This window comes from Nocardia sp. 852002-51101_SCH5132738 (assembly GCF_001665695.1).
Classification (GTDB): Bacteria; Actinomycetota; Actinomycetes; order Mycobacteriales; family Mycobacteriaceae; genus Nocardia; species Nocardia nova.
Map to the genome: position 1 here is coordinate 147,638 of NZ_LZML01000183.1, position 25,639 is coordinate 173,276.

Annotated in this window: 3 protein-coding genes; all 3 read left to right on the forward strand. The window is 70.2% G+C overall.

Translation table 11 applies throughout. From position 1 onward, the window contains the following. Positions 1–478: 478 nt before the first annotated feature. The 3 genes from A5789_RS27705 to A5789_RS27715 are packed head-to-tail and all read left to right on the forward strand — an operon-like array spanning position 479 to position 25,637. The gene (locus tag A5789_RS27705; protein WP_195063804.1) at positions 479–16,219 is read left to right on the forward strand and encodes a non-ribosomal peptide synthetase; all 15,741 of its coding nucleotides are present in this window, start codon (positions 479–481) and stop codon (positions 16,217–16,219) included. After that, positions 16,171–24,852, forward strand: coding sequence for an amino acid adenylation domain-containing protein (locus A5789_RS27710; protein WP_064905136.1), 8,682 nt, complete (start codon positions 16,171–16,173; stop codon positions 24,850–24,852). Before A5789_RS27705 ends, A5789_RS27710 begins: the two co-directional genes overlap by 49 nt. Then, on the forward strand, positions 24,846–25,637 hold the full coding sequence (locus A5789_RS27715; RefSeq protein ID WP_063012888.1) for an FkbM family methyltransferase: 792 nt from the start codon (positions 24,846–24,848) through the stop codon (positions 25,635–25,637). Before A5789_RS27710 ends, A5789_RS27715 begins: the two co-directional genes overlap by 7 nt. Positions 25,638–25,639: the final 2 nt, after the last annotated feature.

Consider the following 25,639-nt stretch of genomic DNA (forward strand, 5'->3'; position numbering starts at 1 on the left):
CCTTCCACTTTAATACGGACAAATCGCTCGTAGTTCCTACCCATCCGACAGGGCCTTCATATGCCTTGTGCGAGTGGGGTTTTCGGGCCGCCCGGAGGTCGGGTGGCACGTCGTCATGGTACGGCGATGAGTTGTCTCATCAGTGCTCGCCAAGCTCGGTGAGAGGGGGTCCTCAGCTACGCAGGGCAGGCACGCGGTCTCGATAACGTCTCCAATCGCACGGTGGCCTCTCCTCGTTTCCGATCGGGGTGACGTCCCGTGCGCTGAATCGCGCGTAAAAAACGGGTTACGGACGCTCGTGTCGACTCGGCGAATGTCTACTCGGGAATCCGGCAGCTCGGGGAATCGCAAATGTAATTGCATTCGCAATCAAATGCTACAGGAACGGGGAATTCCGCGCACGGAAACAGAGGTGGGTGTGCGCTGCTCCGTGTCTCGGAATTCGAGGAGGGGTTAGACGATGAGTCCGGATTCAGCCATGCCGTCAGACCGAAATCCTGATCTGATTCCGCTTTCCAGAGCGCAATACGGAATGTGGCTGGCGGACAACCTGCCCGGCGGACCGAACGTCAACATTGCCCACTACGTCGAGATCGAGGGGCACATCGACTACGCCGCCTTCAGCAAGGCGATGAACGACGCCGGCCACGAGACCGAATCGATGGTCGTCCGGGTGGTCGAAGTCGGCGGTCGTCCGTATCAGTACGTGGACCGCGGCCTCGTCTACGACGAGCCGCTGCTGGATCTGACCGCGGCCGCCGACCCCTACGCGGCGGCGATGGACTGGATGCGCCGCGATTACGGCACCAAGGCCGTCGACATGGCCCGGGACCGGCTCGTCGCGACGAAACTCATCCGGGTCGGTGCGGACCGGTATCTGTGGTACGCGCGTGCTCATCACCTCGTGATCGACGGCTACGGCGCGTTCAACCTGCTCAACCGCGCGGCCGAACACTACAACGCACTGATCGAGGGCCGCTCGCCGACGCCGCTGGCAGCACCCCGGCTGACCGAGATCATCACCGCGGAGCACGACTATCGGACGAGTCGGCGATTCGAAACCGACCGGGCGTACTGGCTGGACAAGGCGGCCGGCCTGCCGCCGGCCACGAGTTTGGCGGGGCGCTGCGCCAAGTGGAGCGAGGACGACCGCTACGCCGGGCGCACGTTGCCGTCGCCGCTGACCGAGCGGATCGACCGGTTCGCCGGCGAGCTGAACGCCTCCGCGGCGCAGGTGGTGGTGGCCGCGTTCGCCGCCTTCCTCGCGCGCATGACCGGTACCGACGAGGTCGTCCTGTCGCTTCCGGTATCCGGGCGGGTGACCAGGCGACTGCGCAATGCCGCCGCGATGCTGGCCAATATGGTGCCGATCCGGTTCACCGCGGACCCGGCGACGACGGTGGCGGAACTGATCGGCGAATCGGTGTCCGAACTCGTCCTGGCCATGCGGCATCAGCTCTACCGGTTCGAGGATCTTCGCCGCGAGTCCGATGCCGTCGACGCGGCGGCCACCTCGTTCGGCCCGATCGTCAACATCCTGTTCTTCGATTCCGAGATCCGCCTCGGCGAGGCGATCGGACGCTACCGCGCACTGACCTCCGGCGCGCTGGACGATCTGCAGCTCAACATGTACCGCTCCGGCGCCGACGCGCCGCTGTCGGTCGAACTGCACGGCAATGCCAACCTGTACGGCCAGGACGAACTCGACGCCCACGCCGGCCGATTCGCCGACTTCCTCGACCGTATGACGAACTCGCCCGCCGATGCCCGGCTGATCGACATTCCGCTGGTCGATCCGGCCGAGCAGCGGCGAGTGCTGGGCGAACTCGCGGGCCACGACGGGGCGCCCACGTCGGCGACGCTCGTCGACCTCCTCGCGCGGCAGGCCGCGTCGTCGGCATCCGCCGTCGCCGTCGACGACGGGACGACCACCCTGACCTATCGCCAACTCGACGAGCGCTCCAACCGATTCGCGCGCAGGCTCATCGCACTCGGAGCCGGGCCGGAAACGCTGGTGGCCATCGCCCTGCCACGGGATGCCGATCTGATCGTCGCCGCACTGGCGGTCGTGAAGTCCGGCGCCGGCTACCTGCCGCTGGACCGGGCGCATCCGCTCGAGCGGCTCGACTACGTGCTCGGCGACGCCGAACCGGTCGCACTGGTGACGAACCGGAGCATGTGCGACCGCCTGCCGGAAACGAGCCGCGTGGTGTTGTTCGACGACGACATCACCGAGAGCGGCGAGCCGATCACGGATGCGGAACGTACCCGTCCGCTGCGTCCCGACAACGTCGCCTACGTCATCTACACCTCGGGATCGACGGGGCGGCCGAAGGGCGTGTCGGTCACTCATCGCGCGGTCGCCGGCTACCTGACCGACGCGACGGCCGAGATCGGGGTAGGCGCCGATGACGTGTGGACGCTGTTCCATTCGTTCGCATTCGACTATTCGGTCTGGGAGATCTTCGGTGCGCTGGTCACCGGTGGCCGGATCGTGGTGGTCGACGGTCCCGTCACGCGCTCACCGGACGAGATGGTCCGTCTCGTCGCGCGGAACAAGGTGAGTGTTCTCAGTCAGACACCGTCGGCGTTCCATCAGTTCGCGGCCGCGCGACAGCGCTACGCCGACGCCGGGCAACCGGACGGTGAGCTCGCGCTGCGCCTCGTCGTCCTCTCGGGGGAAGCGCTGGACCCCGCGAGTCTGTCCGACTGGTACGCCGGCAATCCCGGCCTGCCGGTGCTGGCCAACAGCTACGGCATCACCGAAACAACGGTCTTCGTCACCTACACTCCGCTGGCGCCCGACCGCGCCGTGCCGGGCGCCCCCAGCGTCATCGGCCCGCCGCTGCCGGGTTTGCGCGTGTACGTCCTGGACGAACGCCTGCGGCCGGTGCCACTGGGTGCCTGGGGTGAAATCTATGTCGCCGGAACGCGACTCGCCCGCGGCTATATCGGCCGCCCGGGGCTGACCGCGGGACGCTTCGTCGCCGACCCGTTCGGCGCGCCGGGTTCGCGGCTCTATCGCAGTGGTGATGTCGCGCGCCGAAACATCCACGGCGAGTTGGAATATCGAGGCCGGGCCGATCGGCAGGTGCAGCTGCGCGGCTTCCGGATCGAACTCGACGAGATCCGCGCCGCGCTACTGAGCCACGGTTCGGTGGCGGCGGCGGTCGTCGTCGTCCATCTGCCCGGCACCGACGCGGCCCGGCTGATGGCCTACGTGGTGCCGGCCACCGGCGCGGACTGCACGGCCGAGGAGTTGCGCACCCACGTCCGCTCGATACTGCCGGACTACATGGTCCCCGCCCACGTCGTCGTCCTCGACGCACTGCCGCTGACCGTCAACGGCAAGGTGGACTATCGCGCCCTGCCCGAACCGGCACCGGATTCGGCGGCGGCCTACGTGGCGCCGCGCACGGCCGTCGAGGAGACCATCACCGATGTCTTCGCCGAGGTCCTGGGCGTCGCCCGGGTGGGTGTGCTGGCCAACTTCTTCGAGCTGGGCGGTAACTCGCTGACCGCCACCGGCGCGGCGGTGCGGATCGCCGAACTGACCCGGTGTGAGGTGTCGGTGCGCGAGCTGTTCGAGAAGCCGACCGCGGCCGAGCTCGCCGCCCATATCGACGGCGCCCGCCGGTCAGCACGGCCCGCGCTGCGGCCACAGCCGCGCGTCGACCCGCTTCCGCTCGCGCCCGCGCAGACCCGGATCTGGCTGATCAATCAGATCGAGCCCGAATCGGCGGCATACAACATTCCGCTGGTGCTGCGGCTGTCCGGACAACTCGACACCGCCGCCCTGCGCGCCGCGCTGGCCGACGTGATCGAACGGCACGAATCCCTGCGCACCGTGTATCCGGCCGTGAACGGCCGAGGGACACAGGTGATTCTGCCGTCCGAGGAGGTCGCCGCGGAATGGGATGTGACGCCGCGCCGCATCTCCGCCGACGAACTCGACCACCGGATCGGCGAGCTGGTGTCGACCGGAACCGATGTGCGCCACCGGCCGCCGATCCGCGTCGCACTGCTCGCCACCACCGATCACCGGCACGTCCTGGTGGTCGTGCTGCACCACATCTGCTGCGACGGGTCGTCGCTGCCGCCCCTGGCGGCCGATTTCGCCGCCGCCTACCGAGCGCGGGCGCAGGGGCACGCTCCCGACTGGGAACCGCTGCCGGTGCAGTACGCCGACTACAGCATCCGCCAGCGCATGCTGCTGGGTGACGACAGTGATCCCGACTCGCTCGCCGCGCGTCAATTGCACTACTGGACAGAGCAATTGGCGGGAATGGCGCGACCGCTGGAACTGCCGGTCGACCACCGGCGGCCGGAAGGCCGGTCCCTGCTCGCCGAGGTCGTCGACACCGCGATCACCGCCGAGACCTACGCCGGGATCGAGCGGCTCGCTCGCTCGGCGAGGGCCACCACCTTCATGGTCGTGCACGCCGCGCTGGCCGTGTTGCTGGCCCGGCTGTCGGATTCGACCGATATCACCGTCGGCACTCCGGTCGCGGGCCGTGGCGAACGCGCGCTGGAACCGCTGATCGGCATGTTCGTCAACACCGTGCCGCTGCGGACGCGAGTGCGTGACGACGAAACCTTCGCCGACTTCCTGGCGCGAGTCCAGGACATCGATGTCGACGCGTTCGCCCACAGCGACCTGCCCTACGAACGGGTCGCCGACGCGATCGAGCCGATGTCGGCGGTCGCGCAGGACCCGCTGTGCCGGGTGTATCTCGCGTTCGACAACATGGACCGCCCGACCCTCGAACTGGCCGGCGTCACCGCCGAGGTCCTGGATCCGGGACCGCAGCCGGCGAAGGTCGACCTGATCGTCACCGTCGCCGAGAACGCCCGGGCGGCAGGCGATCTCCCGGTCCGGATCAATTTCGCCGCCGACGTGTTCGACCGGGGCACGGTCGAGGAATTCGCCGCGCGCCTGCACCGGATTCTCGATTCGGTCGTGCGTGATCCGGGGCAGCGGGTCGGTGCCGTCGATGTGCTGTCGGCCGGGGAGCGCGCCGCACTGGTGCCCGCATCCGGCGGCCGGGCCGACACGCCGCGCGTACTCGGCGAACTGCTGACGATCCGGGATCCGGAGGCCGTGGCCATCGTGTCCGGCGCGCACACCCTGTCGTACGGGGAGCTGGACGCCCGGTCGAACCAGCTCGCCCGAGTGCTGATCGAGTACGGAATCGGCCCGGACGACCGGGTGGCGCTGGTGCTGTCGCGGTCGGTGGAACTCGTGGTCGGGATGTGGGCGGTGGCGAAGGCGGGCGCGGCGTTCGTGCCGGTCGATCCGCGCAATCCGGCCGAGCGAGTCGCGGCCATGCTCGCGAACGTCCGGGTCGCGATCGCCGTGACGACTACGCAGGATCTGGTGCCGCACACCACCGAGCCGGTGGTGCTCGACGATCCGCGGACCGAGGCCCGCATCACCTGCCGTTCCGCGGCCGCGGTGACCGACGGTGACCGCCTTCGCCCGTGCCGGGCGTCGAATACGGCGTACGTGGTGTACACCTCGGGGTCGACCGGCGAGCCGAAGGGCGTCGCCGTGACGCATACCGGGGTGGCGAATTTCGCTGCCGAACAACGGGAACGGTATCGCATCGGCAGTTCGGCGCGGGTACTGCAGGTGGCGGCTCCGGGCTTCGACGCGCTGGTGCTGGAACTGCTGATGGCACACCCGCACGGTGCGGCGCTGGTGATCTCACCACCGGATGTCTTCGCCGGCGAGCGGCTGGCGAAACTGATTCGCACGCAACGGATCTCGCATGCGTTCATCACGCCCAGCGTGCTGGCGACGATGTCGCCCGCCGACGTCGGTTCGTTGCGCGTACTGGTGGCCGGCGGAGAGGCGGTCGCGACCGACACCGTCGCGGTGTGGGGTCCCGGCCGCCGGTTGCACAACGGCTACGGGCCGACCGAGACCACGATCATGGTGGCGATCAGCGATCCCCTCCGCCCCGGTGACCGGGTGACGATCGGCGGTCCGATCCGCGGTGTGCGGGCGCTGGTTCTGGACGAGCGGCTGCGGCCGGTGCCCGTCGGAGTGACCGGGCAGCTGTACATCTCCGGTATTCATCTCGCCCGCGGATATCTCGATCGGCCGGCGGACACGGCAGCGGCGTTCGTGGCCGATCCGTTCGGCGCCGCGGGGGACCGGATGTATCGCACCGGCGATCTGGCGCGCTGGACCCCCGAACGCACCCTCGAATACGCCGGGCGCACCGACTTCCAGGTGAAGATCCGCGGCCGGCGCATCGAACTCGGCGAAATCGAGGCCGTCCTCGCCGGTCATCCGGACGTCGCCGCCGCGGTTGTGGTGACCGTAGAGACCGACGGCGGAGGGCGGCTCGCCGCCTACCTCGCGCCCGTCGGCGACGGTATCGACGTGGCCGCCGTGACCGCGCACGCCGCGCGCCACCTGCCGGCCCCCATGGTTCCCGAGGCGGTGACGGTACTCGACGCCCTCCCGCTGACCACGGTGGGCAAGGTCGACCGCGCCGCCTTGCCCGCGCCGGTATTCGACAGTGCGCGAGCCGATTTCGTCGCGCCCCGCGATGCGGCCGAACAGCTCGTCGCCGATGTGTGCGGCGCTGTGCTGGGTATCGACCGGGTCGGCGTCGCCGACAACTTCTTCGCCCTCGGCGGCAACTCGCTGTCGGCGACGCGGCTGGCCGCGCGGCTGGGTGCCGCGTTCGGTGCCGAGGTGTCGCTGCACACCGTCTTCGACGCCCCGACCGTCGCGGCGCTGGCCGCGGCGCTGCGCACCATCGACGCCCCCGGGCGGGAACCGCTGCTCCCGCAGCCGCGCCCGGCGCGCATTCCGCTCTCGCCGGCCCAGGCCCGGATGTGGTTTCTCAACCAGTTCGACACCGGCTCCGCGCTGTACAACATCGCCCTCGTGGTGGGCATGACGGGACCGCTCGATGTGGCGGCCATGCGCGCGACCGTCGCCGATGTACTGGAACGGCACGAAGCGTTACGTACCGTGCATCCGGACAGCGACACCGGGCCCTACCAGCTGATCGTGCCGGTGCGGGAGGCGCTGCCGCCGCTGGAGCCGCAGGCGGTTCCCGCGGCGGAGCTCGAAGCGCGGATCGCCGCCACGGCCGCCGCCGGATTCGACGTCACCCGCGACGTCCCGTTCCGGATCGCCCTGCTGCGCACCGCCGCCGAGGAACACACGCTGGTCCTCGTCGTCCATCACATCAGCTTCGACGGATCCTCGCTCGCACCGCTGGCCGCCGACCTGATGACCGCCTACGAGGCGCGCCGCGGGCAGCGCGCGCCCCGGTGGGAGCCGCTGCCCGTGCAGTACGCGGATTACGCGCTCTGGCAGGGCAAGCGGCTCGGCACCGAGGACGATCCGACCGCTCCGGCCGCCGTTCAACTCGACTACTGGCGCGCGGCGCTGGCCGATCTGCCCGAAGTGCTCGATCTGCCCACCGACCGCCCCCGCCCGGCGCGTCAGAGCTTCCGGGGCGCGACGGTGTCGTACACCCTGCCCGCCGATCTCGGGCGTGAGCTGACCGCGCTGGGCCGCTCGCGCGATGCCACGGTGTTCATGGTGCTGCACGCGGCGTATGCCGCACTGCTGGCACGGCTGTCGGGCGGTGACGACATCGCGGTCGGCACACCGGTGGCCGGGCGCGGAGAACCGGGCCTCGAACGCCTGATCGGCATGTTCGTCAACACTCTGGTGTTGCGGACGCGCATCGATCCCGGCGCGTCCTTCCGCCGGATTCTGGAGCAGGTCCGGGCAACCGATCTCGCCGCCTTCGGCCATGCCGACATCCCGTTCGAACGTCTCGTCGAGGTGCTGAATCCGCCTCGCTCCACGGCGCACGCGCCGCTGACCCAGGTGGGTTTCGCGTTCCACAACATCGACATTCCGACGGTGCGGTTCGAAGGGCTGACGGTCGATGCCCGCACCGCGGACCCGAGCGTGGCCAAATACGATCTGCACCTCAATCTCGTCGACACCGCGCGCCGCGACGGCGAGCCCGGTGCGATGGCTCTCGAATTCTCCTATGCGACAGATCTGTTCGACGAGTCCACGATCCGCTCGATGATCGACCGATTCGTTCTGTTGCTGCGCGCGGTCGTCGACCGGCCCGACCGTGCGATCGGCGATATCGATCTGCTGACCGAGGAGGAGGCGCGCGAGCTGGCCGTGCGGGAGACCGGCGGATCCATGGCGCCGTCCTCGGCGACGATCGCCGAGCTGTTCGCCGCCCAGGCCGCGGCGACACCGCGCGCGATCGCCGTCCTGGACACCGGGGACGGCACACGACTCGGCTACGGAGAGTTCGCGGCCCGGGTGAACGCGCTCGCGCGGGCGCTGATCGACCGCGGAGTCGGCCCCGAAACGGTTGTGGCCGTGGCGATGCACCGGTCCGCCGACCTGCTGACCGCCCTCTACGCGATCCATGCGGCGGGTGGGGCATATCTACCGGTGAATCCGGAACACCCACTCGATCGGGTGCGCGCCGTGCTCGGCGCGGCACGGCCCCGGGCGGTCCTCACCCGCCGATCCGACGAGGCGAACCTGCCGGGCGACATCCCGGTCTGGGATGTCGCCGAACTCGGCGCCCGACCACTCGACACCTCGCCGGTGACCGACCGCGACCGGCTCGGGCCGCTGCGACCGGAGAATCTGGCCTACGTCATCTACACCTCCGGCTCGACCGGAGTGCCGAAGGGCGTGGCGGTATCGCATGCCGCGGTGGTCAATCAGCTGCGCTGGCTGCGCGAGCACTATCGGCTGGGCGACGACGTCATGCTGTTGCGGACGCCGGTCACCTTCGATCTGTCGGTGTGGGAACTGTTCTGCGCCTTGACCTGTGGCGCCGAGTTGGTGATCGCCGGCCCGGGCGCGGGCGCCGACCCGGAGGCGGTCGCGCGGTTGATCGCCGAACATCACGTCACCACAGCCGATTTCGTGCCCTCGCTGCTCGCCGCGTTCGAGGAGACGGCGGCCCGTCATCGCTTCCCGGATCTGCGGCGCGTCCTGTGCATCGGCGAAACGCTGCCGGCCGACACCGTGCGTCGCTTCCGGGAACTCAGCGATGCGCGCCTCGACAACCTCTACGGGCCGACGGAGGCGGCGGTCAGCGTCACCGCCTACCACGTCGACGGTATCGACGGCGGTACCGTGCCGATCGGTACGCCCGAGCCGAATGTCGTGGTGCACGTGCTGGATTCGCGCCTGCATCCGGTACCCGCAGGGGTCACGGGGGAGCTGTATCTGGGCGGCGTCCAGCTCGCTCGCGGCTATCACCGCCGCCGCGATCTGACCGCCGCGACCTTCGTCGCCGACCCCCTCGCCGGTGTGCCCGGGGCCCGCATGTACCGGACCGGTGACCTGGTTCGGTGGGGAAAGGGCGGCGTGCTGTTCTACGTCGGGCGCGCCGACGACCAGGTCAAGATTCGCGGGCTGCGCATCGAACCGGGCGATATCGAGGCGGCGCTCCTCGCGCACGAACAGGTGAGCGCGGCCGTGGCGCGCGTCTGCGCCGACCGCGGCGAGCAACGCCTGATCGCCTACGTGGTCGCACCGGAGACCGTGGATGCCAGGCAGCTTCGCCGCCTGCTGCTGGACCGCCTGCCGGCCTACATGGTGCCCGCCGCGATCATCCGGATCGACGCGGTGCCGCTCACCGCCAACGGGAAGATCGACTACCGGGCGCTGCCGGTTCCGGACGCGATCGGGCAGGCGGAATACCGTGCGCCCCAGGGGATCGTGGAGCAAACGGTCGCCGAGGTCTTCGCCGAACTGCTCGGCGTGGCGGCCGTGGGCGCGGACGACGACTTCTTCGACCTGGGCGGCAATTCGCTCGTCGCCACCCGCGCCCTGAGCCGGATCGGCGGCACGCTCGATGCATCCGTGCCGGTGCGGATGATCTTCGAAGCGCCCACGGTCGCCGAGCTCGCCGAGCGCATCACCCGGCTGCGCGGCGTGCCCGCGCTGCCCGCCCCGGCGCCCGGGCCGAGACCGGAGCGCCTGCCGTTGTCGACGGCGCAGACCCGGATGTGGTTCCTCAACCAATACGACCCGCAGGCACCGGGATATATTGTGCCGCTGGCGGTTCGGCTCGAGGGCGCGCTCGACGCGGACGCGCTGGCTGCCGCGGTCGTCGATGTGGTGGAACGGCACGAGAGTCTGCGCACCGTGTACCCGGCGGTCGACGGCGTGCCCACGCAGGTGGTGCTGGATGCGGCCGCCGTCGTCGCGGAGTGGGACCTGACACCGCGGTGGATCGACGAGCGGGAGCTGGCCGACCGGTTGGCCGCGCTGTCGACCACCGGATTCGACGTATCCGAGGCAGTGCCGGTGCGGGTGGCGCTGTACCGGTTGTCGGACACCGTCCGGGTGGTCGCGATCGCGGTGCACCACATCAGTTGCGACGGCTATTCGGTGGCGCCGCTGGCCGCCGATCTGGTGGCGGCGTACAGAGCGCGGACCGGCGACCATCCGTGGGACCGGCCGCCGCTGCCGGTGCAATTCGCCGATTACGCCCTGTGGCAGCGTGCGATCCTCGGCTCGCCCGGCGATCCCGAATCTCCGGTTGCCCGGGATATCGCCTACTGGCGAACGCGACTCGCCGGGATACCGGAACTCCTCGAACTGCCCGCCGACCGCCCGCGCCCGGTCGAGCAGAGCCATCGCGGCGCGCTGATCCACGCCGACATACCGGCGGAATTGCAGAGCCGGGTCGAATCGCTGGCCCAGCGCGCTCGCGCCACCACCTTCATGGTGGTGCACACGGCGCTCGCGATACTGCTGTCGCGCCTGTCCGGCAGTGACGACGTCACCGTCGGCGTACCGCATGCGGGCCGCGGTCATCGGGTGCTCGACGAGCTGGTCGGCATGTTCGTCAACACCTTGGTCCTGCGCACCCGTGTCACCCTCGATCAGACGTTCACCGGATTGCTGGATGTGGTGCGCCGCAGTGATATCGAGGCCTTCGACCACGCCACCGTGCCGTTCGAGCAGCTGGTCGACGCACTGCGCCCGGCCCGCTCGACCGCGCATTCGCCGTTGTTCCAGGTGATGCTCGCCTACCAGAACATGGTGCGGGCGCGCGTGGAGCTGCCGGAACTCACCGTCGAAACACTCGATGCGGGAGACAGTTCCGCGATCTACGACCTGCTGTTCATGGTGACGGAGGACCACGGCCCCGAGGGTGAGCCGGCCGGAATGACGCTGCGACTGACCTACGCGACCGACCTGTTCGGCGCGGAGTCGGCGCAGCGCTTCGCGGACCGGTTCGTCCGCCTGCTCGACGGGCTCACGACCGACGCCGACGCGCCGCTCGGTGAACTCGATCTGCTCGATACCGCCGAACGGGAGCTGGTGCTCAAACGCTGGAACGACACCGGCGACCCGGTGTCGGTGGGCCGCACGCTGGTGGACGGATTCGGCGAACAGGTGCGCCGCACTCCGCACGCTCCGGCGATCCTGCCCGCCGACGGTGAGGCGCTGACCTACACCGACTTCGCCGACCGCGTCCACCGGCTGGCCCGATGGCTTATCGCGCGCGGTGCGCGTACGGAAACGCATGTGGCCGTGGCGGTTCGACGCTCGGTCGACCTCGTGACGGCGCTGTACGCGGTGCTGGAGTCGGGCGCGGCCTTCGTGCCGATCGATCCACAGCAGCCGAGCCGGCGCGTCGCCGACGTGCTGGACGCGGCACGGCCGCTCCTGGTTCTCACGACGTCGGCCGACGGCGCCGGCCTGACACCGGAATGTTCGCGGGTGGACCTGGATCGGCTGGATCTGTCCGGGCTGTCCGGCGACCCGATCACGAATGCGGATCGCCGGGCGCCGCTGCGGCCGGAGAACGTGGCCTATGTCCTGTTCACCTCCGGCTCCACCGGTGTGCCCAAGGGCGTGGCGCTGACCCACGCCGCCACCGCTGGTCAGCTGGCCTGGGCGCAGCGGCAGTGGCCGCACGGCGCCGGCGATACGGTGCTGCACAAGACGCCCGTCACCTTCGACATCGCGGTGTGGGAACTGTTGTGGCCGTTGCAGACCGGCGCGCGCATCGTGATCGCCGAACCCGAGGGGCATCGCGACCCGGCCTATCTCGCGGAGTGCATCGCGAACCGGGAGATCACCACGGTGCACTTCGTCCCGTCGATGCTCGACGTCCTGCTCGAAGCCGTCGACGGCACCGAGTTGGCTTCGGTGCGAAGGGTTTTCGTCGCAGGGGAGGCGCTGGCGCAGTCCACCGTCGATGCTGCGGCGCGCGTGTTCACCGCGGCGGAGGTGGTGAACTGGTACGGCCCGGCCGAGGCGGAGGTGGTCACCTCCGCGCGATGCTCGCCCGGTGTGACGGTCCCCGCGACGGTCCCGATCGGCACACCGGTCTCCGGCATGCGGGTGTACGTGCTGGACCGCAGGCTGCGCGCGGTGCCGGTCGGCGTCGTCGGCGACCTGTACGTCTCGGGTGTGCAGCTGGCGCGCGGTTACCACGGCCGCGCCGATCTCACCTGCGCGGCCTTCGTCGCGCATCCGTTCGGCGCACCGGGGGAGCGGCTCTACCGCACCGGGGATCTGGTGCGGTGGACCCGATCGGGCCGTCTGGACTTCCTGGGCCGCAGCGATTTCCAGGTGAAGGTCCACGGCCAGCGAGTCGAGCCGGGGGATATCGAGGCGGCGGCATGTGCCCTCCCGGAGGTCGTGCGCGCGGTCGCGATCGCTACCGCGGAACGAATCGTGGCCTATGTGACGCTCGGACCGGGAGCGGCGATCGACGGCCGCGCGATCCGGGACCGGCTCGCGCGCCGGCTGCCGTCGTATCTGGTTCCGGGGCGCGTCGAGGTGCTCGACCGGATGCCGCTCACCGCGAACGGCAAACTCGACCGGGCCGCGCTCCCGCAGCCGGAGTTCGACGACGTGGCGGACTTCGTGGCCGCGGGCACCGATCACGAAGCGGCACTGGCCGATATCGTCGCCGCGATCACCGGCGCGGAGCGGGTGAGCGTGGCGGCGAATCTGTTCGAGATCGGTGTCGACTCGCTCTCGGCCGCCCGGGTGGCCGCGCGTGCCGAGGCGGCCCTCGGGGTGCGGGTAGGGATTCGCGATATTTTCGAGGAGCCGACGATCGCCGGGTTGGCGGCTCGCCTCAGCCGGCGTGCGCGGTCGTCGCTGCTCCCGCTCGCGCCGCGGCCGCGCCCGGCCACGGTCCCACTGGCGGCGGCACAACGGCGGCTGTGGTTCATCAACCAGTTCGATCCCGCCTCGGGGGCCTACAACATCGGCTTCGCCGCGCGGTTGACCGGCGCGCTGGACCTGGGCGCGCTGCGTGCGGCGTTCGAGGACGTCGTGGGCCGGCACGAACCTCTGCGGACCGTCTATCCGACGGTGGCCGGCGAACCCTGCCAGGTGGTGCGGGATGTGGCCGCCGTGGCCGAGCGCCTGAGGCCGGATGCGGAGCCGGTCGAGGAGGCCGTGCTGGCGGAGCGGATCCGGGAGACCGTCGAGGCGGGCTTCGACGTCTCGGCCGAGGTACCGCTGCGTGTGCGAATATATCGCCTCGCTCCCGAGCAGCACATTCTGGTCCTTGCCGTCCATCACATCGCCGCCGACGGCTCGTCGATGGCACCGTTGGCCCGCGATATCTTCACCGCCTACGCGGCGCGCGTGAAAGGCGAAGCGCCACAATGGGAACCGCTTCCGGTGCACTACGCGGACTACACGCTGTGGCAGCGGGAGGTGCTCGGCGCCGAGGAGGATTCGGCGTCGGTGACGGCGCGCCAGGCCGCCTATTGGACGGCGGCCCTGGCCGATGCGCCGGAGCTGCTGGATCTGCCGACCGATCGTCCACGGCCCGCGACCATGTCGATGGCCGGGGGCAGTGTGCGGTTCGGTATACCGCCGCGGCTGCACGAGGAGATCGTGCGGCTGGCCCGGCGCGAGGGCGTGACCGTCTTCGTCGTGCTGCATTCCGCGCTGGCGATCGTGCTCTCGCGCACCGCGCATACCGGCGACGTGTCGATCGGCACGCCCGTGGCAGGGCGCGCGACGGCGGCGCTGGACGATCTGGTCGGCATGTTCGTCAACACCGTCGTGCTCCGCACGCCGGTCCGTGACGACATGTCGTTCACCGAGTTCGTCGCGCAGGTGCGCGGCGTCGACCTCGAGGCGCTCGAGCACGCGGACCTGCCCTACGAGCGGCTGGTCGATCTGCTCGACCGGCCCCGGTCCACGGCCTATACGCCGCTGTACCAGGTGCTGTTCGGCGTGCAGAACACAGGGGCCGCCCGGTTCCGGCTGCCCGATGTCGAGGTGGAGCTGATCGATCCCGGTGTCGCCCAGGCCAAAACCGATCTCACCGTCCTGCTGACCGACAATCCCGATCGTGACGGAGTCGGAATGGACGGCGAAATCATCTACGCCACCGATCTTTTCGCCGAGTCCACCGCGCGGGGGCTGGCGGACCGGTTCGTGCGCGTTCTCGACGCGGTGGTCGGTGATCCGGCCCGGCCGGTGGGAGATATCGCGCTGATCGGCGCCGAGGAGGCCGAGCGGCTGGTTCCGGCACGTGGCGACGCCGCACCCGCGCCGCGGCTGCTTTCGGAGCTGCTCGGCGCGGCCGTGGCGACCGCTCCCGAGGCGATCGCGCTGATCGACGATACTCGCACGCTCACCTACCGGGAACTTGACGATCGCGCGGAAGAGCTTGCCGCCCAGCTGGTTGCGTCGGGCGCGCAACCGGGGGTATGCGCGGCGCTGGCCGTACCGCGCTCGGCGGACTATCACATCGCCATGTGGGCGATCGTGAAGACCGGCGCCACCTTCGTGCCGCTGGATCTGCGCTATCCGCCCGAGCGGATCGCCTACTTGCTGCACGACTCCGGTGCTGCCCTCGGTATCACGACGACCGCCGCGCGCGCCGCGCTGCCCGGCGATGTGCGCTGGCTGATGCTCGACGAACCACGGGACCCGCGCGAACTCGCGGTGAAACGATCACGCGCGCCGAGGCTTCAGGATGTGGCCTATGTGATCTACACATCCGGCTCGACCGGAACGCCCAAGGGTGTGATGGTCACCCACGAGGGGCTCGCCGCCTTCGCGGCGGAGCAGCGCGACCGCTATCGCGTCGAGCGCACCTCGCGCATCGTGCAAGTCGCCTCACCGGCCTTCGACGCGGTCCTGCTCGAAGCGCTGATGGCGCACGCCGCCGGCGCGACACTCGTGGTGGCGCCGCCGGAGGTGGTCGGCGGCGCGGACCTGGCCGCGCTGATCGCGGCGCACGGGGTGACGCACGCGTTCCTGACGCCGAGCGTGCTGGCGACGATGTCTCCGGCCGAGCTCGATTCGGTGCGGATGCTCGCGGTCGGTGGCGAGAAGGTAGCGCCCGACCTGATCACGGCCTGGGCGGCCGGGCGGCGGTTGCACCACATCTACGGGCCGACCGAGACGACCATCGTGATCACGATCAGTGATCCGGTGGGCCCGGACGAAACACTCACCATCGGCGGGCCGATCCGCGGCGCGGAGGCGGTGGTGCTGGACGCGCGGCTGCGCCCGGTGCCGATCGGGATACCGGGGGAGTTGTACCTCTCCGGCGCCGCACTGGCACGCGGATACCTCAATCGTCCCGCCGTCACGGCGGCGTCGTTCGTCGCGAACCCCTACGGTGCGCCCGGAACCCGGATGTACCGCACCGGCGATATCGTCCGCTGGACCGCGCAGGCCACGATGCAGTACGTCGGCCGGCTCGATTTCCAGATCAAGATCCGGGGCCAGCGGGTCGAACTGGGTGAGATCGACGCCGCCTTGCTCGCGCATCCGGCCGTCGCCACCGCGGTCACCGTGACGCGCACCGGCCCGGGCGGGCGGACCGTGCTCGCGGCCTACATCACCACCGATCCCGCCACGACCGCCGCGCCGGGCGACATCCTGGATCGGCTCGCGGCCACCCTGCCCGCTCATATGGTGCCGGCGACCGTCACCGTACTCGACCGGCTGCCACTCACCTCGACCGGCAAAGTGGATCGAAAAGCGTTGCCGGAACCGGACTTCGAGGTAACCGCCGAGGGCACGGCGGCGATCTCGGACGAGCTCGAACGCACCGTCGCCGCGGCCTTCACCGATGTGCTGGGTGTGCCCGGAGTCGGCGCGACCACGTCGTTCTTCGCGCTGGTGGCGATTCCATCATGTCGATCCAGCTGGCCTCGCGGTTGCGGGCCGTCGGCATCGGCGTGACGGCGCGAGACATCTTCGAGCGCAAGACGGTTCGCGGTCTGGCGCAGATCGCGCAGGCGCCCGCGCGGGCAATGATCGAGGAACTGCCCGGCGGTGGCGTGGGGGAGGTGGCGCTCACGCCGATCGTGGCGTGGTTCGTCGAGCACCTCGGCGCACCGGCGCGGTTCGCGCAGTCCGTGCTGGTGCGGTTGCCGCGGGACGCGCGGGTCGACGATGTGTGCGCGACCGTGCGGGCGGTCGTCGAACACCACGATGTGCTGCGCTCGCGGCTGCGGGCGGGCCGCTGGGATGTCCTGCCGCCGAGCGCGTCCGAAAGCGCCGGATCGGTATCGATGCGAACCTTCGGCACCGGCGAGCGGCCGGGTTCGCCGGGTTTCACGGCTGTGGTGGAGGCGGCCTTCGCCGCGGCGGTCGACCGGCTCGATCCGGCGACCGGCGCGATGGTGCACGTCGTCTGCCTGCTGCCGGAACCCGGCGTGGACGCGGAGGCGCGTGCGCTCGTCGTGATCCATCACCTGGCCGTGGACGCTGTGTCGTGGCGAATTCTGTTGCCCGACTTCGCCGTCGCGTGGCAGCGGATCATCGCCGGGCGTCCGATCGAATTGGCTGCGCCCGGCACCTCGATGCGGCGGTGGGCCGAGGCGCTGGTCGCCGCGGCGGCGCGGGCCGAGGAATTCCCACTGTGGCAGCGGATCTGCTCCGCCCCCGACCCGATACTCGGACGGGCGAATATCGATCCCGCGCTGGATACCCAGGCGACCGTGCGGCACGTGACCGTCACACTGCCGGTCGAGGTGACCTCGGCATTGGTGCGCGAGGTGCCTGCGGCGGCGCACGGCACCGTTGACGACGCGCTGCTGACGGCGCTGGCCGTGGCGGTGCGGCGCCTGCGTGAACGCCGCGGCATCGACTGTCCGGCAACGAGTGTCATGCTCGAAGGGCACGGCCGCGAAGAAGGGATCGCCGAAGGGGCGGACCTGTCCCGCACCGTCGGCTGGTTCACCACCAGATATCCGGTGGTGCTCGACCTCGACGGGACGGACTCCGCCGATCTGCCCGCCGCGGTGAAATCCGTCAAGGACCAGCTGCGGGAAATCCCGGACAAGGGAATCGGTTACGGCCTGCTGCGCTATCTGAATCCCGCGATCGCGCAGCGATTCGCCGAGCTGCCGGAACCGCAGATCGCCTACAACAACCTCGGGCGCACGGGCATGGACGGCACGGATCCGGCCGATCCGGCATGGGTGCCCTCCGGCGAAACCTTCGATCAGCGAGCGGCATTCGAGCCGGAGATGCCGGCGGCGGCGGTGCTCACGATCGATGTGAACATTCTGGACACGGCAGCCGGACCGCAGCTGTCGGCATATGTCGGCTATGCCTCCCGGCTGCTCGACCGCGACGAGGTCGACGAACTCACCGGCGAATGGGTGGAGGCACTGACCACCATCGCGGCCGCGGCCGACCGGGACTGGGGACTGAGCCGCGCGGATGTGCCGCTGGTCGACGTGACCCGCGAGGATCTCGACACGTTCGCCCGCCGCTACGGACGACTCGACGACGTGTGGCCGCCGGCGCCACTCCAGGCCGGGCTGCTCTTCCACGCCGAGGTCGCCGCGGGCCGGCTCGACGTCTATCTCGCCCAATCCGTGCTCACTCTCACCGGCGAGGTCGACGCAGCCCGGTTCCGGCGCGCCGCGCAGGCCCTGCTCGTGCGCCACCCGAACCTGCGGGCCGCGTTCGCACGCACCGCTGAAGGTGTTGCGGTGCAGGTGATTCCGGCTACGGTCGAGGTGCCGTGGCGACAGGTCGCGCTCTCCGCAGGCCCTTCGGAGACAGCGGCGCTCCTCGATGCCGAGCGGGAGGCGTCCTTCGATCCGGCGGAACCGCCACTGCTGCGATTCGTGCTCGCCGAGCTGGGGCCGCGCGACTTCCGCCTGATCCTGACCGCCCACCACCTGCTGCTCGACGGATGGTCGCTGCCACTGCTGTGGCGGGAACTGATCGGCCTGTACGCGGCGGACGGGCAGCCCGGGCTGCTGCCGGATGCGGCCGCCTACCGTGAGTATCTGGACTGGCTGGCCCGGCGCGATCGTGCCGCGAGCGTGGCGGTGTGGCGCGACGCGCTGCGCGATGTCACCGAACCGACCCTGGTCGCCGATCCGCGTGCCGATGCGGCGGCCACCATGCCGGTCGATCTGCCGGTGGAGGTCGAGCGCGAGGTGAGCGCCGAGCTGGCGGAATTCGCGCGGTCCCGTGCGGTGACGATGGCGACGATCGTGCAGTTCGCCTGGGCGGTGGTCGTGGGCAATCTGCTCGGCTCCGACCGTGTCGTGTTCGGCAGTACGGTGTCCGGCCGGCCCGCCGACCTGCCAGGCGTGGAGTCGATGATCGGGCTGTTCATCAACACGATTCCGGTCGTCGCCGAGGTCCGCCGCGAGGATACGCTCGAGCAGGCGCTGACCCGGCTGCAGGCCGGCAACACTCGCCTGCTCGACCACCACTACCTCGAACTGCCGCGGATCCTGTCGGCGGTCGATGCGGTATCGCTGTTCGACACGCTGGTGGTATTCGAGTCCTATCCGGTCGACGGCAGTGGCCTGGGCGCCGCCGACATCGACGGCATGCGGGTGGTCGCGGCGGACGGTCGCGACGCCGCGCACTACCCGATCACCGTTCAGGCCCACCACACCGACCGGCTGCACATCCGGCTGCGCTACCGGCAGGATCAGGTCACCGACGCGACGGCGTCCGGACTCGCCGACCGGGTCGCACTGGTGTTGCGTGCGATCGCGAACGACCCGGGTGCACGGCTGATGACGCTGGAACTGCTGGACCACGCCGATCGCGAGGCCCTGGTCCCCGCCACCGGCGGCGCCGCAGCGGCGCCGCAACGTGCGGACCGGTTGCTCGCCGCGGGTGTGTGGTCGAATCCTGCCGCGCCGGCGCTGATTTCGGGCCGGCAGACGATGTCCTACGCCGAGCTGGACGCGCGCTCGAACCGGCTGGCGCGGTCCTTGCTCGAGCGCGGGATCGGTCCCGGTGAGCAGGTCGCCCTGGTGATGCCGCGATCGGTGGAACTCGTCGTGGGACTGTGGGCGACGGTCAAGACGGGCGCGGCGTTCCTGCCGGTCGATCCGCGCAATCCCGCCGAACGCGTTGCCCATATGCTCGCCGATTCCGATGTGCGAGTGGCGCTCACGGTCGCGGCGGCGCGGGATCTGCTACCGGACACCGTATTCCCGCTGGTCCTCGACGATCCGCGGACCGAGATCGCGATCGCCGCGACATCCGCGGCCACCGTCACCGACGCGGAACGCGTGCGGACACCGCGGAGCGCGGACGCGGCGTACGTGATCTACACCTCCGGTTCGACCGGCGCGCCCAAGGGTGTCGTGGTCACGAACGAGGGGTTGGCGAATTTCACCGCGGTGGTGCGCGACCACTTCGGCATCGACACCGCCTCACGGGTGCTGCACGCGGCGGGCCCGGGTTTCGATGCGATGGTCCTCGAGGTACTGCTGGCCCATCCCAACGGCGCGGTGCTGGTCGTCGCGGGACCGGACGCCTATGCCGGGGAAGATCTGGCGGAGGTGGTTCGGGCACAACGGGTGACGCATGCCTTCCTCACCCCGAGCGTTCTGGCCACCCTGTCCCCGGAGGGCATGGATTCGTTGCGCGTGCTCGCGGCGGGCGGTGAGGCGGTGACACCGGAGTTGGTCGCGGTGTGGGCGCCGGGACGGCGGCTGCTGAACGGATACGGGCCGACCGAGGCCACCATTTTCGCCGGGATCAGCGCGGCGCTGGCACCGGGTGCGGCCGTGACCATCGGCGTGCCGATCCGCGGAATGGAGGCCGTCGTACTCGACCCGTGGCTGCGGCCGGTGCCGGTCGGCGTGGCCGGAGAGTTGTATCTGGCGGGCCCGCAGTTGGCGCGCGGGTACGCGAACCGGCCCGGAGCGACAGCGACCGCATTCGTCGCTAACCCGTTCGGCCCCAACGGTTCTCGCATGTACCGCACCGGTGACCTGGCGCGCTGGACACCGGACTACACGGTGGAGTATCTCGGCCGCCGCGACTTCCAGGTCAAGATCCGCGGTCAGCGCATCGAGCTGGGCGAGATCGAGGCCGTCCTGGGCGAGTATCCCGGGGTCGACCGGGTGGCGGTCGCCGTGCGCGCCGACGAGCGCGGCACCGCCCGGCTGGCCGGATATCTGGTCGGCGCGGCCGGGATCGATCCGGACGAGGTCAAGGCCGTTGCGCGCCGCCGTCTGCCGGCGCATATGGTGCCCGACGTCGTGCTGCGCATCGCCGAACTTCCCCTGACCGCGACCGGCAAGCTCGATCGGGCGGCGCTGCCCGCACCGGACTTCGCGGTGCGGCGACGCCGGATCGCTCCCGGCAGCGACACCGAACAGCGCATCGCGGACGTCTTCGGTGACGTCCTGGGTGTCGGCGACGTCGGCGCGACCGACAACTTCTTCGAACTCGGCGGCACCTCGCTGTCGGCGACCCGGGCGGTCGCGCGCGTGCGCACGGCGCTGGGTGTGCACGTCGGCATCCGGGATCTGTTCGACGCCCCGACGGTCGCCGAACTGGCCGCCCGTCTCGCCGGCGCCGACCGGGCCGTCGCCGCGCGGCCGGTGCCGCGTACCCGCCCGGACCGCATCCCGCTCTCGCCCGCACAGCAGCGGATGTGGTTCCTCAACCGCTTCGACACCTCGGTCGGCGCGTACAACATTCCGCTGGTGATCCGGTTGCGGGGCGACCTCGACGTCGACGCGCTGCGCCGGGCGTGCGCGCTGGTCATCGACCGGCACGAGTCGTTGCGAACCCGGTTCCCGATGATCGACGGGGCTCCGTGCCAGGTCGTGGTCGACGCCGAGGAGGTAGCGCCCGCGCTGGTCCCGATCCGAACCGGCGAACGGGAGGTCCTCGAACGCGCGGCGGCGGTGGTGTCGGCGGGCTTCGACGTCACCCGGGAGCCGCCGGTGCGTGCCGAACTGTTCGCCCTCGGCGACCGTGACCACGTGCTGGTGATCGGCGTCCACCACATCTGCGCCGACGGGCAGTCCATGCTGCCGCTCGCCCGGGACGTGGCGGTGGCGTACGAGGCGAGTAGGCAAGGAACACAACCGGATTGGCCGCCGCTGCCCCTGCAGTACGCCGACTACGCGCTGTGGCAGCGGGAGATGCTCGGTGACGAGTCCGACCCGGACTCACTGATCTCCCGGCAGCTGCGCTTCTGGACCGGCGCTCTCGCCGGACTGCCGGAACTTCTCGAACTGCCGACCGACCGGCCCCGGCCGCCGGTGGCGTCCATGCACGGCAGCACCCTCGATTTCGAGCTGTCCGCCGACCTGCACGCCCGCGTCGAGGCCCTCGCCCGCGCGGCCGACGCCACGGTGTTCATGGTGCTGCACGCCGGGCTGGCGGTCCTGTTGTCGAAGCTGGCCGCGGTCGGCGATATCGCGATCGGCACCCCGGTGGCCGGCCGCGGCGACCGCGAACTCGACGATCTGATCGGCATGTTCGTCAACACGCTGGTGTTGCGGACGCGGGTGGCGCCGCGGCAGGAGTTCGAGGAACTGCTCGCCGCCGTCCGGGACACGGATCTGGCGGCGTTGGCGCACGCCGACGTGCCTTTCGAAGAGATCGTGGAGGAGCTGAATCCGCGGCGCTCGACCGCGCACATGCCGCTCTATCAGGTGACGCTCGACGTGCAGGATCTCAGCGCCGCCGCGCTGGAGCTGGCGGGCCTCACCGTCGAACCGATCGAAGAGGGCTTCGATCAGGCACGCGCGGATCTCAACGTCAAACTCGTCCCACGGCGCGACGCCGACGGCCGGCCGGTCGGAATGACCGGTCGCCTCACCTACGCCGCCGACCTGTTCGTCGAGCAGACGATGCGGCGATTCGCGCGGGCGTTCGTCGGCATCCTGGAGCAGGCGACCGCGAATCCCGCTGTCGCCGTGGACGATATCGATATCGTCGCACCGGACGAACGCCGCCGGATATTGTCCGCCGCCGGAACCGACGGCAGCGCGGTCCCGGAGCAGACCCTGTCCGAGCTGTTGTCCGTCCGCGTCGCGGCACAACCCGACGCGATCGCGGTGAGCGACGGTACGGCACAGCTCACCTATGCCGAACTGGATCGCCGCGCGACCCGGCTGGCCGCCCGCCTCGCCGCGCACGGCGCACGACCGGAAACGCTGGTGGCGGTGGCGCTGCCGCGGTCGGTCGATCTGATCGTCGCGCTGCTCGCCGTCGTGCGCGCGGGCGCGGCCTATCTGCCGCTGGATATCGCGAATCCGCCGCGCCGCCTGCGCTTCGTCATCGACGACGCGCGCCCGGTCGTAGTGCTGACCTCGGCCGAGATCGCCGCGCAGGTGCCCAGGTGCGCGACGCCGCTGGTGTCGATCGACGATGCCGAAACCGAATTCGACGCCGGCAGCGCTCGGGCGCCGGTGGCCGCGCGGCCGGACAACCTCGCCTACGTGATCTATACCTCCGGGTCGACCGGTACCCCGAAAGGCGTGGCCGTCACCCACCGCGACGCGGTCACACTGCTGACCCACGCCACCGACCGATTCGACGTCCACCCCGGCGACGTGTGGACGATGTTCCATTCCTACGCATTCGATTTCGCGGTGTGGGAGATGTGGGGCGCGCTGCTGACCGGCGGCCGGCTGGTCGTCGTCGACCGCGACACCTCCCGCTCGCCCGACGCGCTGGTGGAACTGGTGGCGCGCGAACGCGTCACCGTCTTGAGTCAAACCCCGTCGGCCTTCTACGGTTTCGCCGACGCCGAACGCCGATACCGGGAATCCGGCTGCGGCAGTGGTGATCTCGCGCTCCGCTATGTCGTCTTCGGCGGTGAGGCGTTGGATGCGTCGCGATTGCCGGAGTGGTTCGCCGCCCACGAGCCCGGCTCACCGCGGCTGGTCAACATGTACGGAATCACCGAAACCACGGTGCATCTGACCTTCGCCGAGGTCGACGGCCCGGCGGCGGACCGGATCGGGGTGCCGCTCCCGGGCCTGCGAATCTATGTCCTCGACGACCGGCTGCGTCCCGTACCGGTCGGGGTTCGCGGCGAAATCTGCGTCGCCGGATCACAACTCGCGCGCGGCTACCTGCGGGCACCTGCCCCGACGGCGAGCCGGTTCGTGGCGGATCCGTTCGGCCCGGCCGGCGGTCGGTTGTATCGCACCGGCGACCTCGGCAGCTGGCGGGAAACCGGCGACGGCCTGGAACTGAGCTACGCCGGTCGCGGTGACGCGCAGGTGCAGTTGCGCGGGTACCGGATCGAACTGGGGGAGGTCGAGTCGGCGTTGCTGCGGCATCCGTCGGTCGCACGGGCCGCCGCGGCCGTGCATCGCCACGAACGCGAGGTCGACCAGCTGATCGGATACGTCGTCGCCGCCGACGGGCAGCACATCGATCCGGGGGAGGTCCGGGCGGCCGCCGCCGAGGTGCTGACGAGTTACATGGTGCCCTCGATGGTGATGGTGCTGGCCGATCTGCCGCTGACGGTCAACGGCAAACTGGATCGAAAAGCCTTGCCCGCGCCCGATTTCGACACGGCCGCGCAACGGTTCGTCGCACCGCGCACGCGCACCGAGAAGATCATCGCCGAGGTGTACGAGCAGATCCTGGGCTCCGCGCGGGTCGGGGCGACCGATGGCTTCTTCGATCTTGGCGGCAATTCGCTGCTGGCCACCATGGCGGTGACCGAATTGCGAACGCGCGGTGTGACGCTCGACCTGCCGTGGATGTTCGAGGACGCGACACCGCAGGCGCTGGCCCGCCGAGCCGACGACGCCGACGGCGCATCCGGTCTGACCGTGCTGCTGCCGTTGCGCGCGAACGGATCCGAGCCGGCCGTGTTCGCCGTCCATCCGGCGGGCGGCCTGGCGTGGTTCTACGGCGGACTCGTCGAACATCTGCATCCGGATCGCCCGGTATACGGCCTGCAGGATCCGCACGTCGTCGCCGGCGAACCAGCCGCCGCCTCGGTGGATGAATTGGCCGCCCGCTATGTGTCAGAGATCCGCCGCGTCCAGCCCGCGGGGCCCTATCACTTGCTGGGGTGGTCGCTGGGCGGCCAGATCGCGCACGCGATGGCGGTTCGGTTGCGCCGCGACGGCGCCCGGGTCGGCATCGTGGCCCTGCTCGACAGTGCGGCGGTTGCGCCACCGCAGCCGCCGGCCGCGGCCGGTGAACCCGCGCCGGGGCAGCTGATGGCCGATCTGCTCGGCGGCTGGCGGGAGTTGTTCGACCTGGGTGACGAGCTCGTGGTGAGCACCCACGAACAAGCGTGGGATGTCATCCGGGGGCAGGTGATCGCGACCGGACTGTTCACCGCCGAACAGACGGATCGAGTCATGGAGAGTTTCCGCACCGCGGGCGATATCTCCGCCGCTCATCGTCCGGACGTCTTCGACGGTGACCTGATCCTGTTCACCGCCGGACAGGACCATCCGGACCACGATGCTCTCGCCGATACCTGGCGGCCCTACGTGGGCGGCGACATCCACAACGTCGTGGTCGACGCCCGCCATCTCGAAATGAGCCATCCCCGTGCGCTGGCCGTCGTCGGCCCTGTCCTCGAAAGGTTCATGGAACAATGCTGACCACTCTGCAACACGTGCGACTCGATGACGGCAGAACGGTGACGTGCACCAGTCCTGCCGAAGCCAGAATGCTGTGGGGGGAGACGACCGCCGCGGACGGGTTCTACCGGCGCGCGGCCGAATTCCTCAGTCCCGGCCAGATGGTCCTCGACATCGGCGCCAACATCGGCCTGAGCGCGATGATGTTCGCCGACACCTGCCCGGGAACCCGGGTCATCGCGGTCGAACCGGTGCCGATGACCTTCCGTTGCCTGGATCGCAATATCGCCGCGCATGTTCCCGGCGGGATATCGCTGCGAACCGCGGTCGGCGCCACGCCGGGGACCCGGGCGTTCACCTGGTACCCGCGCGCGACGGCGAATTCCGGATTCTTCGCCGATCGCGCGGCCGACGACGAGGCGACCGCCATCTATCTGCGTAACAACGGCTTGGACGACAAGGCCATCGCGGTCATCACCCAGGGGTTGCACGACGGCGTACAACTCGAGGTCGGGGTCACCACGGTGTCGGCGATCCTGGACCAGCACTGCCGCGGGTGCGAGATCGGCCTGCTGAAGGTCGATGTCGAACGCGCGGAATTGGATGTGCTGCACGGGATTACCGACGCGGACTGGCGGCGCATCCACGTCGTCGTCGCCGAGGTGCACGATCGCGACGGCCGGCTGCGCGAGATCTGCGATCTGTTCACACGTCGGGGTATGTCGGCGCAGACCCGCCAGGACCCGCATCTGGTCGGCACGGAGATGCACGAGGTCTTCGCCGTCCGCCCGCGAATCGACCGGTGAGC

Bases quoted from the DNA above. Each gene is read 5' to 3' on its own strand.
- A5789_RS27710 (WP_064905136.1), top strand. From the start codon at position 16,171: ATGTCGATCCAGCTGGCCTCGCGGTTGCGGGCCGTCGGCATCGGCGTG.
- A5789_RS27705 (WP_195063804.1), top strand. From the start codon at position 479: ATGCCGTCAGACCGAAATCCTGATCTGATTCCGCTTTCCAGAGCGCAA.
- A5789_RS27715 (WP_063012888.1), top strand. From the start codon at position 24,846: ATGCTGACCACTCTGCAACACGTGCGACTCGATGACGGCAGAACGGTG.